Annotated in this window: 12 protein-coding genes, 2 tRNA genes, 1 pseudogene and 1 CRISPR repeat array; of the genes and pseudogenes, 1 reads left to right on the forward strand and 14 read right to left on the reverse strand. The window is 37.6% G+C overall.

Annotated elements, in window-relative coordinates; translation table 11 throughout:
- Window positions 1–34: 34 nt before the first annotated feature.
- Window positions 35–858: a CRISPR direct-repeat array (repeat unit 28 nt; unit sequence GGATCACCCCCGTACACACGGGGAACAC).
- A 29-nt stretch (window positions 859–887) separates the two neighbouring features.
- From cas2e to FC36_RS10630, 8 genes are read right to left on the reverse strand one after another with little or no spacing between them, the layout of a single operon-like run.
- Window positions 888–1,775 (reverse strand): type I-E CRISPR-associated endoribonuclease Cas2e, encoded by an 888-nt coding sequence (gene cas2e, locus FC36_RS10595; protein ID WP_056986929.1) that lies wholly within the window; start codon window positions 1,773–1,775, stop codon window positions 888–890.
- Entirely contained in the window at window positions 1,775–2,722 is a 948-nt protein-coding gene (gene cas1e, locus FC36_RS10600) for a type I-E CRISPR-associated endonuclease Cas1e (RefSeq protein WP_025021190.1), read from the reverse strand. Before cas1e ends, cas2e begins: the two co-directional genes overlap by 1 nt.
- A 5-nt stretch (window positions 2,723–2,727) precedes the next feature.
- Complete coding sequence (gene cas6e / locus FC36_RS10605; RefSeq protein ID WP_025021191.1) at window positions 2,728–3,357, reverse strand: type I-E CRISPR-associated protein Cas6/Cse3/CasE; 630 nt, start codon at window positions 3,355–3,357, stop codon at window positions 2,728–2,730.
- Between the two features lie 2 nt (window positions 3,358–3,359).
- On the reverse strand, window positions 3,360–4,067 hold the full coding sequence (cas5e, locus tag FC36_RS10610; protein ID WP_025021192.1) for a type I-E CRISPR-associated protein Cas5/CasD: 708 nt from the start codon (window positions 4,065–4,067) through the stop codon (window positions 3,360–3,362).
- The gene (gene cas7e, locus FC36_RS10615; RefSeq protein ID WP_056986930.1) at window positions 4,048–5,139 is read right to left on the reverse strand and encodes a type I-E CRISPR-associated protein Cas7/Cse4/CasC; all 1,092 of its coding nucleotides are present in this window, start codon (window positions 5,137–5,139) and stop codon (window positions 4,048–4,050) included. The genes cas5e and cas7e overlap by 20 nt, the downstream gene beginning before the upstream one ends.
- Window positions 5,140–5,151: 12 nt before the next feature.
- The gene (casB, locus tag FC36_RS10620) at window positions 5,152–5,715 is read right to left on the reverse strand and encodes a type I-E CRISPR-associated protein Cse2/CasB (RefSeq protein ID WP_025021193.1); all 564 of its coding nucleotides are present in this window, start codon (window positions 5,713–5,715) and stop codon (window positions 5,152–5,154) included.
- Between the two features lie 4 nt (window positions 5,716–5,719).
- Entirely contained in the window at window positions 5,720–7,402 is a 1,683-nt protein-coding gene (locus tag FC36_RS10625) for a type I-E CRISPR-associated protein Cse1/CasA (protein WP_025021194.1), read from the reverse strand.
- A complete protein-coding gene (locus FC36_RS10630; protein ID WP_025021195.1) occupies window positions 7,399–10,158 on the reverse strand; it encodes a CRISPR-associated helicase/endonuclease Cas3 in 2,760 nt (919 codons plus the stop codon). Before FC36_RS10630 ends, FC36_RS10625 begins: the two co-directional genes overlap by 4 nt.
- Before the next feature lie 876 nt (window positions 10,159–11,034).
- On the opposite strand from FC36_RS10630, the pseudogene FC36_RS12660 reads away from it, so the two are divergent.
- Window positions 11,035–11,172, forward strand: a pseudogene (locus tag FC36_RS12660) (site-specific integrase); the annotation flags it as partial.
- 121 nt (window positions 11,173–11,293) lie between these two features.
- On the opposite strand, the gene FC36_RS10635 reads toward FC36_RS12660, so the two are convergent.
- From FC36_RS10635 to FC36_RS10660, 6 genes are all read right to left on the reverse strand, one after another.
- Window positions 11,294–11,367: transfer RNA gene (locus FC36_RS10635), tRNA-Arg, on the reverse strand.
- Window positions 11,368–11,489: 122 nt separating this feature from the next.
- Window positions 11,490–12,602, reverse strand: a complete 1,113-nt coding sequence (gene rpoD / locus FC36_RS10640) for an RNA polymerase sigma factor RpoD (protein WP_023858793.1) — start codon at window positions 12,600–12,602, stop codon at window positions 11,490–11,492.
- 347 nt (window positions 12,603–12,949) lie between these two features.
- Window positions 12,950–14,083 carry an RNA polymerase sigma factor RpoD gene (rpoD, locus tag FC36_RS10645; protein WP_025021196.1) on the reverse strand — a complete coding sequence of 378 codons (1,134 nt, stop codon included), beginning with the start codon at window positions 14,081–14,083 and terminating at the stop codon, window positions 12,950–12,952.
- A gap of 26 nt (window positions 14,084–14,109) precedes the next feature.
- Entirely contained in the window at window positions 14,110–15,966 is a 1,857-nt protein-coding gene (gene dnaG / locus FC36_RS10650) for a DNA primase (protein WP_025021197.1), read from the reverse strand.
- Window positions 15,967–16,078: 112 nt separating this feature from the next.
- Entirely contained in the window at window positions 16,079–17,974 is a 1,896-nt protein-coding gene (locus FC36_RS10655) for an elongation factor G (protein ID WP_056986932.1), read from the reverse strand.
- Between the two features lie 70 nt (window positions 17,975–18,044).
- Window positions 18,045–18,129, reverse strand: a tRNA-Leu gene (locus tag FC36_RS10660).
- Between the last annotated feature and the right edge of the window lie 57 nt (window positions 18,130–18,186).

An 18,186-nucleotide genomic window follows, 5' to 3' on the forward strand; every position in this document is an offset into this window, starting at 1 on the left:
TCCCAACCCTTTTGTAGTCGGGTCGTTAAGAGCAGGATCACCCCCGTACACACGGGGAACACAAAAAGTATTTTTTTTGTTTATTAGTGGTATTAGGATCACCCCCGTACACACGGGGAACACACTATAAAGATGTGCTAAGAGATAAGCTAATAAACGATCACCCCCGTACACACGGGGAACACACAACGGAAAGACTAACAAGGAGGGTTCTATAAGGATCACCCCCGTACACACGGGGAACACTAAGTCAGGAAGAGCGGGTTATCAATGCGAACGGGATCACCCCCGTACACACGGGGAACACAGTTAAGGAAGAGCTTGCCGAAGCCAAAGCTGAGGATCACCCCCGTACACACGGGGAACACTCTCTTTGCTAGCATGATAAAATCAAACGATTAGGATCACCCCCGTACACACGGGGAACACTGGTTATTTACTTCTTGATTGTTGTTCTCGTTAGGATCACCCCCGTACACACGGGGAACACCAAAATTAATTCTACACAAAGACCCTCTCATCAGGATCACCCCCGTACACACGGGGAACACCCTGTAATAATCGTGTTTCCGACGAAATCGATAGGATCACCCCCGTACACACGGGGAACACACTATAAAGATGTGCTAAGAGATAAGCTAATAAACGATCACCCCCGTACACACGGGGAACACACAACGGAAAGACTAACAAGGAGGGTTCTATAAGGATCACCCCCGTACACACGGGGAACACTAACGTAGTTGGTCGTATCAAATATCCTTTCGCAGGATCACCCCCGTACACACGGGGAACACTCTTAGTTTTAATTTTTGGGAACCGCGACTTATGGATCACCCCCGTACACACGGGGAACACAGTAAACAATCCTTTACATAACAGGGATTTCAAATCCTAAGTTTTCCATTTTCTATTAGTTTGAAAGCTAACTCTAGTGTCGCCTTTGAATCCTCAAGGGCATTATGTGGAGATCTATTTTCTATCCCATACTTATCTAAGACAGTTTCCAAACGATAATTATCTAAAAAAAGTTCCACCTTCTTTACTCGTGGCATTAAATCTATAAACCTATTTTTTAATGGTGACTTATTAGTTTTTTCTAAAGCGCCCTCTAGGAACTGCATGTCAAATTTGAGATTATAGCCAATAATAGTGTCATCACTTAAAAAAACTAACAAATCATCCAAGACATCACTAAGGTCTTCCCCTTGTTCTTGAAGAATTTCATCGTTAAGACCTGTTAGTTTTGAAATGACATGAGGTATATTACCTGATATCTTTATATATCTAGAAAATATCTCCTCATCATTTCCTACTTTCTTTACAGCACCAACAGCAATTATCTCTGAGGACAATGGATCAAGTCCAGTAGTTTCTAAATCTAAAGCAATAAAATTTTTATTTTCTGATTTGTTTTTTGTCCTACCTTCCTTCACAGTCTTAAGTCTTGCTTGGTGATACTTGGCTGCATTACTAAAACCATGTTTTATTTCTCCAGGCACTTCATTTAGTTGCTTTATCAAGGTAATACCATCTAAATCAACAACATCTTGATCCCTTCTTGTTGTTCGAAATGTATACCCCAGCTCTGTGTTTGTATTGTATGCAATTGTTGCCTCACCGTTGCCGATATTATCCATTATTCGTTTCCAAAGCAAATCACGAATCTTTGCACTTACATTTCCTACATAGACACCAGTTTGTATTTCCTGGCACCACTTGGTCAAGTCACCTCTTAATGATGCTGGAACTTTTGTCAACGTTATAACTATCATTACTTATCATCCTCAAATAAATGATACTGCACACCATGTTTTTGCAAACCTAACTTATCATCCCAAAGCTCAATTATTTCTACACTCGTGTCATCTGGATTATATTCTAAAATATACTTCAAATCCTTAACCATTTTAGCTAAAATTTTACTTTCTCTAAAAATATCTCTCATTTTCAATCGAACTTTTGCCGATAATTCACAATCATCTCCATATTGTGCTACCATTTCAAATGCTACTGGAATAGAGATATCCGCTTTATACAAGTCAGCAAAATCATAAATAAAAGATAGATCATGTCCTGTATGCACAAACCCAAGACCAGGTGAAGCACCTAAAGCAGAAACTACGCTATAACAAAGCCCATATAAGGCCTGATGAGCTGCTGTTAGCGCTTTATTTATCGGTGTACTAGCTTCAAAATCATCCGGATTATACTCTCTGCGCGACCATGGGACACCAGTTCTTTCTGACTGATTACGATAAACCCTTCTGACTCGTGATCCTTCTTTACCACGTAACACTTGCATGGACAACCCAGAAACATCTTCATCTGGAAACCTCATCTGATACATCTTACGCGCAACCGCTATACGCGTTCTGGTATTAGATACCAATTTGGCTTGTTTTTCTAGTAGTGCAGAAGAATGACTTAAAGCTCGACCATGGGCATACTGCCTGACACCTTGCTCTCCTACCCACACAACGCCCAATCCAGAGTCCCCCATTAATTCCATCGCACGATGCGTAACGTCAACTCCCGGTCCTAAAAGTAATACACTAACTATAGCAACAGGAATTGCTATACTACCTTTATCGTCAATCACTAAAATCGCACTATCTTTACGATTTATCTTTACGTGCTCTAAATATAAGAATGTGATTCGGTCGCTCACTCGAGCTAACTCTGATAAACTGGCTTTCTTAGCTCCTATTCCTTTATTCAAACAAATCACCTCGGAATAACTGTCATTAAACCCATACCGTACGCCTTTTCTCGCCCTATCCCCCGAACAAGAAGTTCCTGAAAAAGTGACTCATCCGTTACTTTTAGAAGTCCTGAAAAGGCAACCCGACTTAACTTAACTTTTCTACCATTTTTTTTTCGTAAAATTGGATAATCCCTCTCTACGATGTCAAATAAATACTTTTCTGTTTCATTACATAAAATTTCAAAACCATTTTTAGCTGTTCTGTCAAGTAACCACTTCTTTTGCTGTTCTATCGTCACATGCGGATATACATGATTATCCTTAGTATGTGTAGGATTAGCTACTAAACGAAACTGGAATGTTTGATGTTTACTTATATTATTAATAAAGTTAGCGTAAGACTTAATAATCACACTGCCATTAACACCATATTTTGAAAGCAACTCAACTTCAGGCTTTTCCTCGCTTAAAAGCAAAAGATAACGCCTATCACCCAAGGTATCAATACGCCATAAATGACGTTTTCGCAGCCCAGAAGTCACTTCTGCTGGAAATGATTGTTCTACCCAATTATGGTAAGCCCCCAGATGAGTAAGCTCTCGAAGTTTCCTTCGATTTGAGTCATCAATTTCAACCCTTGATAAATACATTTTTACTCAACTCCTAAAAATCCCATAACGTCATGCTCTACCCTTTGTTTTTTCTGAGCATTATTTTCAACTTCTACATAAGTCCTAGAAAGACCACGATATCCATGTTGTCGGTTTCGCTGATTAAATGAAACCACACTATCTCTAATCAAAGTATCTTCAGCATTATCCAAAGAAACAGCTTCCGTTAATAGCTCTAGCTTTACCCGGGATTTTCTTACCTTACTTTGATACCAATTTGAAGCTTGCCACTTTAACTCTGTTAGTACTGTCACTGGATTTTTATCAGTAAACTCATCTATTTTTAGCACTCCCGCCGGCGGATTAGCTTTTCGACCAAGATAAAGCTGAAACTTAGGATGCTTAAGCGAGAAAATTAATTTGTCTATAAGCTGCATGTTCTCGCTACCAATTGCTACCACATAAATTGCGTCTGCAGTATAATCTCTATACGTCAACCATGACTTCGAACCGCTATGTGCCATATGAAAATCTGTTATTACTCTTCCTGGTTGATCAACTCGGACTGCAATTTGAAGTTCATTTAATTCATTTATTCGATGGTCATCACGGTTGTAACCAAGAGCAGCAGATAACATCCCTATAATTGCACTCTTACTTGGAAAAGTATAAGTTGTTCTACGATTGAAGGTTGCCTCATTACCATATGACTGAAGTGGGGAGGTTAGCCTAATTGTTATCGTCTTCATCTTGCACCGCCTTCATCAGGACATCTGAAACTTTATCCAAAAGTTGCTTAAAGTTAACTTCCTTATCACCAATTTCAGTTTCAAACTTTGTTAAAATAGCCGTTACTAGTGGATCTTCAACAAACATTTGACTACTTTTAAATTCTTTCTCAAGCTTTTCAATAGATGGTTTAACATAACCACTCTTTCCTCTAGCACTTACCGGTTGTTCAAAAGCTGATACCAAATTAACTGGTGTATCTTGACGTAGGCAAATCATCACATAATCTGGTAATGTCTTATTCGCAAAAGTATTTTGCTTACCACCAGGCATGGACTTAACAAAGCTCTTGATAAACTCCTTGGTAGCAGAAACGATATCCTCCTTATCACCAAGATTTTCTTTCAATTCTCTGATATTAACATTTGCATAACGGTAAAGGGTTGATGAATTAAATTCGATACTTCCCAAATGAGCAGCACCGGCAGTATCATCTGGTTGTAAATCATCGATAGCAGTAAAATAATCAAATTCTGGAATAATTTCATGTGTAGAAATTGCATGAGCCACTTGTGCAGCTGCTTCTACATTAAGTTCAGGGCTATCTGCTAGCATTCGCCCGTATAAAGCTAAGTCTAAAGCACTATCCTCTTTACCAAGCTTCTTTAACTCTTTAATATCCAATTTATCATTATTTAAAGCATAGTCAGCAAGCTTTCTTAATTGCCCTGGACTCATAAAAATGAGTACTTTAGTCACAGTTTCTCCCGTAGCTTTGTCTACTTCAACTTTAATACCCATAGCCTTTAAAATTTCAAGTGTTTTAGCGTGTGCGTCTTCTTGATTTAATGAAGGCTCTTGATTTAAAAGCTCCTTTTCAAGTGCAGAAGGAATTTTTTTTGTCCGCAAACTAGATTCAATTCCTCTTGCTTTGAAATCATCTCGACTAGCCTTTTTCCAACTTTGAGATGATACTCTCGATCTAACTACCCCACCATAATATGCCGTTTTAGGTGCTCCAGTATCATCTCGATTAATATTTGATGATGGTAGCGTTTGTAACACGTTAATATCTAAAAATAAATTTTGCATATTTTTTCTCCTTTAATTTTTGCTTTCAAAATGAATTCGGTAATACTGACGTCCCCAACTAAGCCTCACACTATTAGCTGCACTAGAACTACTTTGAAAATATAGAAGGTTGGCTGCTAATGTTGGATAATCAATTTTAATTCGTGCATCTTTATTCTTGGTAATTTGAACAATTTGCGTTAATCCATTAATTACCGCTTCCACGCTATTAGTTGCTAAAATCGCCTGTACTCTTCGGTCTAGCGCTACTCGAAGGCTCTCATCTTTTCGAAGTACACCTAACTCTGTAAACAGATAATGCTCCTTTTCATATACTAATTCTTCTTTTCCTTGTTGGTGAAGAGCATAGAGCCTAAGCGCTGTATAAACAGCTTTCTCTTCCCAAGTAACTTTCCCTGTTACACTTAGACTCTCCTTATCTAGTTCAGAAAAAATATATGGCCATAGTTTCTGGGCCTGTTTATCATCCAATGTTTTACTATTACGTAGCGCTGCTAAAACTGGTCTATTTACCTGATTTCCATTATACAACGACATAATAATCCTTTGAGTCGCACTATAAACGTTTTTTACCATGCTCCTACTCCTTTAAATCCAGAATTTTAATCACTTGTCTTCTAAGTCTATTAGTTGCTGTAAAAATATTCAATATTCTTTCGTCTCTAACTATACCTTGCACATCTCTTGGAGAACTGCTATTCATAACTTCCTCTGCACAAGAAAAGACAATCTTCTCAAGCATCTTCTTCCATTCTAATTCTCTCTTAGGGCGATTATCATCTGCACTCAAACTCTGCAACCATTTCTTAAAAGGTTGATTTAAATCATCATAAAATCGTTCACTCAGTTTATCTGTCAACTGATGATTCTTTTTATCTAAGCCACGAATATCTGAAATATCTCTAGCAAATGTCCAATAAGCTCTGCCTACACTCTGTGTTAATTCAATCATCCCCTCAATCCGAATTGGCCAATCTTGACCACCATCATCAAAAAGAACCTCCCCGCTTGCTTTTAACTCGTCATGAATTTCAACATTAGGGGCATTGGCTGCAGAGCGATCGCTTACTAATATCGTTGTCTCCAAGTTTATCTGGAAATTCCGCGGTAACATTTTTTCGACTTGTAGAGTATTTAACCATTTGACAACTGTTGGTATATATTTATCCCCATCAGAAGTTTTGATATACTGACCAAAATGACGCCACATTTTTTCTGTCGTCACATCCCCATTTACTCCTGGAACAGCTATATCATCGTCTTTCCTTCTCCAGGTCGTCATAGGTTCTACAAATGAATTTTCAAGTTCAAAAGTCGGTATCGACGCCGTAAATAAAGTTGGTACATCTTTGTCCCATCGAACAGACAGTAACTTAGCTGGCATCGTATAAATTTCTGCAATATTATTTGGTGAACTTGAGTTTTTCAAGCGTTTAAAATAGTCTTCAATTTTAGCATACTCCCATACGGGTTTTTGAATCTTTATTTGATTCCTATTATCCTCAAAAACTAAGTTCAGCATTAATGTTTCAAATAATGTGTTACCCACCGCATACACAGGATTAATTTTATATAACCAACCTGCAAATAATGGATACTTTCCGTTTTTTTTCGCTTTCATCCATGCCTTTTCTGACGTTCCAGAAAATACCTGATAGGTAATAAGCCACCGTACAAATTCTGCTTGCGTTGTTCGATTTTTAAATTCACCTGTTCTTGACGCAAATATAGCCGTCTTATTATTACTCTCTGAAATTTGTCGATTCCATAGTTTAAGTTTTAGATTTCCCTTTGACTTTTCAGTAATTTTATTTTTATCTAAAACTAACTGGTTGTACTCCTCCTTTGTCACTTGATAAAAAGGTTTATCACCATATAAATCAAAGTGATTTCTCCATAATTTCAAATATTTATCTAGAATAGGCGTAAATCTCTTTTGATGATATAACACATCCCACGTTTCAAGAAGATTATTAAAAAACTCGATATTTTCGTCTTCATCAACATCTGTCACCAGCATCTTATCATTAACGTCTAAGCAATCATACACATCACCCTCAGCATCAAATCGGGTATATACTGTCGTCAAAATTGCCAACATTAATCGTAAAATTGAAAGATTTTGAATTCTCATCTCTCCTGCGAGGGCTCGATATTGACTAGCATTTTTAAACGCTTTTTTTAGTGAAACCATTTCTTCTCGCCCTTCTAGATTTATAACTTTAATCCAGGGTTCAGTTACTAAATTAAAACTTTCTGTCATTGTTCTCCTCCTTCGTAAGATAGACCACAACCTGAATCATAAATTAAATCATAACCATTCAACTTAACGTGTTGGTGGTTATCCAGTACCAGAGCTAATTGTCCTTTTAGCCAAGGATCACTTTGCCAAGTATAAAACTTTTTTCTCGTGATATCCTCTAATTTAGCTATCGTTTCAGTTAGATTTTTTATTACTGCGTAAGGGAGCCGAACTGTTTGATTAGCCAACTCTTCTGAAGTAACATTTTCAATCAACTGCCCACTCAGCAAACAATACCCTGACGTAGTTTGTTTAACCAGAATAACTTCAATAGTCTCTTGAATATCCCGCACTGCCGCTGCAGCCTTCAAATCATCCATCTTTGGATCACTATGTTCTCTATCAAGCCACCCAGCTAGCGAAGCTCTTTTTCCACGAATTGGTTTTCCAATTTGGAATACTTTAGATTTCTCTTTAGCCCTATTCTTCAAGTTCATAAATTCTTCTTTAGCATTCTCAAATCCTTCTATCACTAATTCATCATCGAAATCATAAACTTCTTGAACTAAAAAAGAAATATCATTAGGTAGTTGTAACTTCTTTGGTAAGTAGTATTCAGTCCTCATAAGTAAATATTTTGTATAGATATCCTCATTTGCCTCACCATAAAATCCATTATCTTCAATCCCCAGAATATATATTTCAGGGCATTTTAACTTGGAAGGTCGCAGAATATTATGTCTGTGTAAACGGCCAATTCTTTGTAAGAGTAAATCCATTGGCGCAATATCCGTAAATAATATATCAAAATCAACATCAAGTGATTGTTCTAAAACCTGAGTGCCAATAATTACCATTTTATACGGACGCTCACCATTCTTACCAATTAAATGTTGTAACTTTTCCTCGATTCGAGCTCTCTCTGGACTCACAAAAGCTGAATGTAACACTAAGAAGTCTACATCTATTTCTTCAAAAAACTTAGCTAAGCTTTGCGCTCGCTTTACTGTATTTACAATTATCCCAGCTACTCCACCATTAGAGATTTTTTCTAAAACTAATTCAACTAGATCTAGGTCTTCAAAATTTATACACTTAACTGCTACTTCTTTACCTTCTTCGTTTGACATGGAAAACCTTGTTACCTGAAGAAGTTTGTTTTCATCAGTCACAGTTAAAAGGGGGTAGGCCTTGGTTTCTGCCCAATCATTAGGAAATGTAATTGCTTTTTCCAATATCTTTTTCTTTTGATATTTTCCTATTAAGTAGGCTTCAACTAGATCTTTTCGTTTTTGTTTAGGAAGTGTTGCTGATAATAAAATTACTGGTACATGATAAGCTCCTAACCACTGTAATGCTTTTTCTAGATAACTTGACATGTAGGCATCATACGCATGGACCTCATCGAGAATAACTACTTTTCCACTAAATGCTAAATGACGTAAATAAAGGTGCTTTTGTTTTAAACCTAATAGCAGGAGATTGTCAATCGTTCCAACTGTAAATTTAGTTAAAATTGATTTTTTACCTGAGAACCAGGTACTTACAGATACTGTGCCAAAATTTTCATCACCACCATCAGCGTCAATTTCCCAAGCATCTGGTAAATTTCGATATATTTTATTGAATTTAGCTTTCCCGTGCATAAGCTTTATCGATAAATTTTCTTCCTGATCTTGAGCCACTTTAGTTAACCATTCATTTACTCGTCCAAACATCGCATTCGTGGTTGCCTGAGTTGGCAACCCTATGTACAAACCGTCAGCACCAGTTTTTGCAGCCATTTCCTGTGCCAGAACTAGGGCTAATTCTGTTTTACCAATTCCCATCGGAGCTTCAATTACAGCAATTCCCGGATTAGCAATTTCCTTGACCTTATCAGTTATTTTTTCTTGCACGAATCTTGGACTAAATCCCCAATAATGTTGGTAAGTATTTTTAGTGTTGCTCACTACTTCTGGACTCCAACCTTCCTCAGAATACCAATTTAAAATAGCTTTTTCAAATCGTTCTTCAAGGTCAGAATCTTTAAACTTTTGATTTATGTCTATAAGTGGAAATAACTTTCTTCCATCACTCATGCTTTCACTCGAGGCAAGCCAATCGGCCATCACAAGTAGCCCCTCAATTATTACCGCAGATGGCTGGCTCAATTCTTTCGGAACATCATGAATATCATCATACTCAGCTTCTCTTAACCCCATATTTATTAGTTCACTATGGATATTTTTCCATTTTTGTTTAATTTCTTTATTTCCACTATCTTGATAGTAGTTTTCTGAATAAACTATGAGTTGCTTTTTAGGTTGACTATTCTGAGAAAGAGGCTTACCGTGATGTCCCCCAATTAACGCACCAATCGTCGGATTAAGCCCCGCTTCTTCCAGAATAGCTTCACCAGCTACTGTATGCGGTGAAACTTTCACTTGCGTAAACAACGCTTCTGATAATCCCTTTAGCCCTTCTCGTTCTAGTTTATGTAGAAGTTCCCAATCTAAATTATCATTGTGATCATAAGATTTCTTTCTTTGGAAGACAGGAGTTGCTTTCCCAATATCATGCACAACAGCAATAAATTTAACTAGTTTTTGTGCCCCACCCTCACCCAATTCGAATGAAAGAAACCTTCGTTGACTATCACTCAGCCAATGATTGTAAAGAAAATTCATTGTATTCTTTGTATCAATTAAATGGACATACAACGGCAACCATTCCTCTTTACTTTCTAGAGACCTTTTTTTTGCCCATAATGCTTTTGATTTCTGTGACAACAACATTACATCCTCCTTAAACCATATATTACAAAGATTCAATTATTATATTTTCAAACAATACATTCCAAAATCAAATCTATTTCTTATCTTGCAACACTTTGCAACTTTTGATAATAATCCAATAAAAAGGTGGCGTAACCTCATCCTCTTATTATGATTCAATTGTCCCAAATATAAAGACAGATATTCCATATGGCTAAATTCATTATCAAGATCACCGACTTGTTTCTAGACTTTTTAACCTTATTTTCGGGCCATCAAAACCGACTTTGTTAAATCTTCATAGGACTCGTCTTGATCATTATCTGCGGGGATGGCCTTTAATACCTTCTCAGCCAGTTTCTTCGCCCCCTACTGAGGCAAAAAATTCCCATATAACTACCATTAACAAGAGACTAGACATTCTTAATTTCACGGCTATCCAGTGGATTCTCAGCTTTTCTACAATCACTAGCACCTCAAAAAGAATACCTGTTTCATTTTTCACTGATGATACTGTCTAACCTGAGTAGAGCAAGAATCTTAAATGAATCAAGGTTCTACACAACTAAGCTACACATCAAGTATATTCTATATCAATCCACTCTCCTTCATTTGTGATGCTAACAACTATCCTCCCTATCAAAAATAATTCTAAGGTAGAATACGCCAAATTTCCTAATAATTACAGCTAAAGCTTAAATTATTTTAAGGTTATCATGGAAACTAAAAATGTCAATATCATTTTTTATAAGGATCTGCATAGTACTAGTTAATTTAAGAACAAAAACGTTGCTATATCAATATTTATTAAAGATAAAACCTAATTTCTGGCACATGCTCGACTATAAACTAATAGGAATATGGCGAAGTTTAAGGGTACCTTTTGCTTGACGAAGGAACATCTACGCTATTAGCAAACGGCTTAGCCACTCTGACTTGACCACAACCATGAATGCCTATGCCTATCTGATAGATGAGTATCGTATGAAAAATGAAAAAATAATTGTGGACCAACTAGATAATTTATTGGGCTGAAAATTGGGCAAACTTTATTATTTTTAACTATTTTTAACTGAAACTAAAAAAGTCACTAGATGACAAACCTTGATATAAAGGCGTTTTTCATCTAGCGACTCTTTTCAATTGTTTATATTTATGAACCGAGTGAGATTCGAACTCACGACACCGGGTTTAGAAGACCCGTGCTCTATCCAACTGAGCTATCGGTCCATCAGACAACAAAATAAATTATAATTGATTTATTTTGTTTCGTCAATAATTTTTGCTGATTTTATTACTAATAAGTTAAAATACTTCTATATATCAGCAAAAGTAATTTATCTTTTTCTTGTTTACTCTAAGAAATCTTGCAGCTTCTTAGCGCGGGACGGATGACGTAATTTACGTAAAGCTTTAGCTTCAATTTGACGAATCCGTTCTCGCGTTACATCAAAGTGCTTTCCAACTTCTTCTAAAGTTCGGGTCCGACCACCTTCGTCTAAGCCAAAACGTAAACGAAGAACTTCTCTTTCTCGCTCTGTCAAAGATTCTAATACTTCAGCTAATTGATCCTTCAACATTTCGTAAGCCGCATGATCCACAGGACTAGTAGCTTCACTATCTTCAATAAAGTCACCTAAGTGAGAGTCATCTTCTTCCCCAATTGGCGTCTCTAAGGAAACTGGTTCTTGGGCAATTTTCAAAATATCACGCACTTTTTCCGTCGGTAATTCCATTTCCGCTCCCAATTCTTCTGGCATTGGTTCACGACCTAAGTCTTGGAGCATTTGTCGCTGAACTCGTACCATTTTGTTGATAGTTTCCACCATGTGTACGGGAATCCGGATAGTTCGTGCTTGGTCAGCAATAGCACGGGTAATAGCTTGACGAATCCACCAAGTAGCGTAAGTTGAAAATTTGAATCCTTTACGGTAATCAAATTTTTCCACGGCCTTCATCAGCCCCATGTTTCCTTCTTGAATCAAGTCAAGAAAAGACATCCCTCGTCCCACATAGCGCTTAGCAATAGAAACTACCAAACGTAAGTTAGCTTCCGCTAATCTTTGCTTGGCAAACTCATTTCCAGCTTCAATTTGAATAGCCAGGTCTTTTTCTTCTTGTGCTGATAAAAGTCCCACACGACCAATTTCTTTGAGGTACATTCGAACAGGATCACTCACCTTAATCCCCGTCATAATTGCTGCATCATCTTGGCTTGCAGCTTGTTTGGCCTCCTCATCTGCAACTTGTAAGGATTCTGCAGATGGATTACCTTGACTATCGACGACTGAAATCCCTGTATTTTCCACTTTAGCAATTAAATCCGTTAATTCTTCTTCGTTTAACTTAAAAGGCTTAACCATCTTTTCTTGTAAAACATGGTGGTCAATTTCTTTTTTAGTCCGATATTCACGAATTAATTCACGTAAGGCTTTATTATAAGCAACTTGTTGTAGGTCAGTCATTCTCAATCTCCTCTGTCTTATTTAACGCCAAAAAATTTCCAAAAATACAGCAAATTTTTTGAACTCACCAATCTATAGTATCAGAGTAACTAGGGCGTTTTCAACACATTTTTCTTATTTTTTGAAAATTTTGAAAAGTTGATAATTGAAAATCCAGTTTTTAATTTACTAAATATTTCTTACCTTGAAAGAAGTTGAAAAAACTAAACTTTCTGAAAAATTTAAAAAATAACAATAAGAAGAACCGCTAGAAAATAATGCTTTTAGTAGCGTAATTTCCTAGCGGTCTCCAACTTTTAAACTTCCTTCTAATCTCTAGCTAACATGTCCCATTCTTGCTTAGCAATTTATTCTAAGAAATCTTTTAATTGCTTAGAACGTGATGGATGGCGTAACTTCCGTAAAGCCTTGGCTTCGATTTGACGAATTCGTTCTCGGGTAACCCCAAAAGAACGGCCAACTTCTTCCAAAGTTTGCGGTTCATTACCTTCACCCAAACCGAAGCGTAAACGTAAGACATTTTCTTCCCGGTCCGTTAAAGTATCTAATACTGATTCCAGTTGCTCTTTTAACATTTCATAGTTAGCATGATCAGCTGGACTAGTAGCTTCTTCATCTTCAATAAAGTCACCTAAGTGAGAATCATCCTCTTCCCCAATTGGTGTTTCCAAAGAAACAGGTTCTTGAGCAATCTTCAAAATTTCTCGGACTTTTTCTGTTGGCAATTCCATTTCCGCCCCAATTTCTTCTGGAATAGGATCCCGCCCTAAATCTTGAAGCATTTGTCTTTGAATGCGAATTAGCTTATTAATGGTTTCCACCATGTGTACCGGAATCCGAATGGTTCGCGCTTGGTCGGCAATGGCCCGGGTGATAGCTTGACGAATCCACCAAGTGGCATAAGTTGAGAATTTAAATCCTTTGCGGTAGTCAAACTTTTCCACGGCCTTCATCAACCCCATGTTTCCTTCTTGAATCAAATCAAGAAAAGACATCCCTCGCCCAACATAACGCTTAGCAATAGAAACTACCAAACGTAAGTTAGCTTCCGCTAATCTTTGCTTGGCTTCTTCATCACCATTTTCAATCCGAATGGCCAATGCCTTTTCTTCTTCAGCTGACAGTAAGTCTACCCGTCCAATTTCTTTTAAGTACATTCTGACCGGATCATTTACCTTAACCCCTGTTGGTACAGCTACGGCTTCTTTAGCAGATTGCTTCCGGACTTCATCTGCTTGTTTATCAGCAACCTTTAGTGAAGCAGCTGATGGATTTCCCTTGTCATCGACAATCGAAATTCCTGCATCTTCAACTTTAGTCACTAATTCATCCATTTGGTCAGCATCGAGTTTGAATGGTATCACCAACAAATCCGTCAATTCATTATAATTGATATTTTTTTGTGGTTTGTATTTACGAATTACTTCGCGTAAAGCTTTACCATATGCTACTTCATTTAAATTGTTATTTTTTTCTGCCAAAACGATGGCCTCCTTAATGGTCCCTGTTACCGCACTGCTTGTCTTTGTCGATATAAATCAACTAAATTCATTGTCAGACTAGTAATGAGTTCGCGATTATTTAAGCGCTTTGCTTGCTGTAATTGTTCACTTAATTCTTTAATTTTTGCTTCGAGCGGACTTTGATTCATAATAACGTTCAAACAATCATTAATTTCTTGGCTACTGCTTTCCCACGTGAAACCATGCATTTCGAGGTTAACGATGGTTTGTTTGAGATCTTCATCTTGTAAAAAGTCAATAAAAGATGCACTATCATAGTCACTATGAATATTAAAGTAGCCCCGAGCAATTAACCAAATACTTTCATATTTTCGATGCACAAAAGCAAAATCTACTGTATTCTCAATTTGGTCCCATACCGTATGTTCCGTTAGCATTCGGTACAAAAGTAACCTCTCTGCACGTTCCACCTTATCAAAATGGTTAACCTCCTGAGTCACTACTGGAATTTGGAACTGATCAAACTGTGAATAATCCTCACGATATTTACTTTGATGTGTACGTGGTTGTCGGTCTGTCACGGCTAATATCTGACGTAACTGAGCTTGAAGACTTGCCTTGTCTAAATCGAATTGCTGGCCTAAACGATTTAGATAAAGGTCCTGTTCCACAACAGTAGCCTGCTTAGCCAGAACTTGCAAGAAATCCTGGATGTAAAGAGCTTGATCACTTTCATTTGCCAGATTCCTATCTGTAGCCAGGAAACTCAAGTAAAAATCCAAAACACCTAATTGTTGCTGCTTAATTACCCGTCTAAACTGATCTGGCCCATATTTTTTGATAAATTCATCTGGATCAAGCTGCTCTGGCAATACTGTGACACTTAAAGTTATTTTTTGGCTATAAGGTGTAATCAATTCAATTGCTCGTTTAGTTGCTTGTTGACCAGCTTGATCACCATCATAACATATATTGATTTTTGGTACGATTCGTTCAATAAGATTGATTTGTTCACTTGTCAAACTCGTCCCCATAGAGGCAACCCCGTTTTTTACCCCAGCTTGATAAGCTGATAAGACATCCATAAAACCTTCAAATAAAATAATTTGGTGGTCATCGCGACTTGCTTGACGTGCTTTATCATAATTAAAAAGTACCTTACCTTTATTAAAAAGTAGCATTTCCGGTGAATTAAGATACTTGGGCTGTTGCTTACTATCATCTTTATGTAGCAGACGTCCAGAAAAAGCAATAACTCGACCCACTTCATCACAAATCGGAAACATCACTCGGTCACGGAAACGTTCATACATACTCCCATCAGTCCGATCGATAAATAAGCCACTCTTTTGAATCAAGGCAATATCGACTTTATGTTCCTGAAAGTAGGCCTCTAACAGCTTTTCTTCTGGGGCATAGCCAAGTTGAAACTCACTAATCATTTCATCCGTTATACCACGTTGATGCAAATAATCAAGTGCCTCTTGTCCTGCATTAGTCGCAGTTAAAATATAATGATAGAGCTCACTGACTTCCTTATATAAGGCTAAGAGCTGTCTTTTTTCTTGATTAGCTTGGGAATTAACTACACCAGCGGTTTGATAGCTATCAGCTAATTCAATTCCCGCTTCTTCAGCTATTTTATTCACTGCTTCGGGAAAAGTTGACCCATCTAATTCCATCAAAAAGGAGAAGACATTACCACCCCGACCACAAGAAAAACAGTGGAAAATTTGTTTCTCTTCATCTACGGAAAATGACGGTGTTTTTTCACTATGAAAAGGACACAAACCAAAGTAATTACGTCCACTTTTTTTCAAGTCAACACGTTGCCGCACCACATCTAAAATGTTAATTGAACTTCGCACTTGATTAATGACCTCATCAGGTATTCGTGCCAATATCCTCCCCCCTTTATTTTAAATAATTTAACCGCTAAATTTTCTATATACACTGTATATTTTAGCCTAGCATCAAGCATTGTGCAAGCAAAATACCCTGTATAAATTAAAATTATTGAACATAAAATGGTAGATGCATCAGCTTGTTTACTTCTTGCCAAGGCACAGTACAACCAGCTCCATGGGCACAAAAAACTGACTGAGGAGTGTTATCTAAATCATTCACAGGTTCATAGTCAGCAGTTGCGATGACTTCATCTTGGGCATCACAAGGATAGTAACTCGCATAAGCCAAATCAATTTGGCCACTACCATGACTAAAAGCCCGTAAAGTAGCCGGATAAGTACGCATAGTCCGAACTGGCGCAATTCCCGTTAAACTGCCACTACCATCATAGTCTAGCTTGCCACCAAGTTGACCAATATCGGTCATAACCCGTCCCACAAATTCCTCGGTCACATGAATTTCAAACCGATACCAAGGTTCTAAAATTTGACAAGCGCCGGCTTCTTTAAGGCGCATTAAGCCTTGTCGCACAGCACGCCAAGTAGCTTGACGGAAATCTCCCCCTTCAGTATGTTTAGGATGACTACGTCCGCCAACAAGTGTTAGTTTCACATTTCCAAGTGGATAACCTGCCAAAACTCCTAAATGCTCTTTAGCTTGCAAAGCGGTTATAATTTGACTTTGAAAGTTAGTAGTCAATGTTTCTGGATGGCAACAATTATCATAACTTACCTGGCCATCGTTTTGAGATGGTTCAAGATAAATATGAGCTTCAGCATAATGCCGTAGTGGTTCATAGTGACCTACACCTTCGATTGCTTGCGTAATGGTTTCTTTATACAAAATCTTACCTTTAGCAAAAATAACACCTAAATTAAAGCGTTCCTTTAAAATTTCAGTCAAAATTTCAATTTGAATCTCTCCCATCACCTGAACAGAAATTTCATCAAGAGTTCTGTTCCAAGTAACTTTCAAAAGCGGATCTTCATCTTCGAGTATTTTCAAGGCTTGTAAACAAGTATGCAAATCCCCACCGGTATCTGCCACGCCATAACTTAAAATAGGTTGGATTTCATGAGTGATGGGACTAAGCCCTGGTCCAAATACCTGACCCGGATAAGTTTTAGTCAAACCCGTTAGCACAAAAATCTCTCCTTGACCCGCTTGAGAAACTAGTTCAAACTTATCTCCATCATAACTACGAATTTGCTGAATTTTTTCCGAGCCTAAAAGTTCCTTAGTAGCTAATTGTCCCCCCAGCAATCGTAGCCATGTTAAACGTTCGTTTTTATCATCATGACTAATCTTAAAAATATGGTAACTTAACTCTTCTGTAGCTGGTCGCGGTTGCATGAGTGAGGCTAAGTTAGCTAACAATTCCTCAACACCAGTAAGTTTTAAAGCCGAACCAAATAAAACCGGATAAATTCGCCGAATTCGAATTGCTTCTGCAATTTCATCAGTGGTCAATACCGAATTTTCCAAATACTGTGTCAATAACCTCTCATCATTTAAGGCAATACTTTCATCATCTGTTAATAATGTACAACTTGCGGACAACTCTGCTTGTAAATTATTTAAGATTTCTGTTTGCGTATGATGTGCTAAATCAATTTTGTTTATAAAGATAAAGGTTGGTACACGATATTTTTGTAATAATCGCCACAAAGTCTTAGTGTGACTAGAAAGCGGCTGGTTCGCTGCAATCGTCAAAATTATATAATCTACCACAGGTAAAACTGCTTCAGTTTGGCTAATAAAATCTAAGTGCCCAGGAGTATCCACCAAAGACAATTGCAAATCTTGATAAATTAACTTTGTTTGATGTGAAAAAATCGTAATCCCCCGCTTTTTTTCCAGGTCGTTGGTATCTAAGTGGGCATTTCCATGATCTACTCGACCTAATTTTTTCAAGCTACCACTTTTATAAAGAAGCGCTTCAGACAAGGTTGTTTTGCCAGCATCAACGTCAGCAATGATTCCCGCAACAATTTTTTTCATATTCCAAGCCCTTTCAATTAATTTTATATACAGAAAAGCCCCGAAAAATCGGGGCTTAAACTCTATTTTATACCGGCGATCGGGGTCGAACCGATACGTCCTTAACGGACACTGGATTTTGAGTCCAGCGCGTCTGCCAATTCCGCCACGCCGGCATAACTGGGGTAGCTGGATTCGAACCAGCGCATGACGGTACCAAAAACCGTTGCCTT

This window comes from Ligilactobacillus equi DSM 15833 = JCM 10991 (assembly GCF_001435735.1).
GTDB lineage: Bacteria > Bacillota > Bacilli > Lactobacillales > Lactobacillaceae > Ligilactobacillus > Ligilactobacillus equi.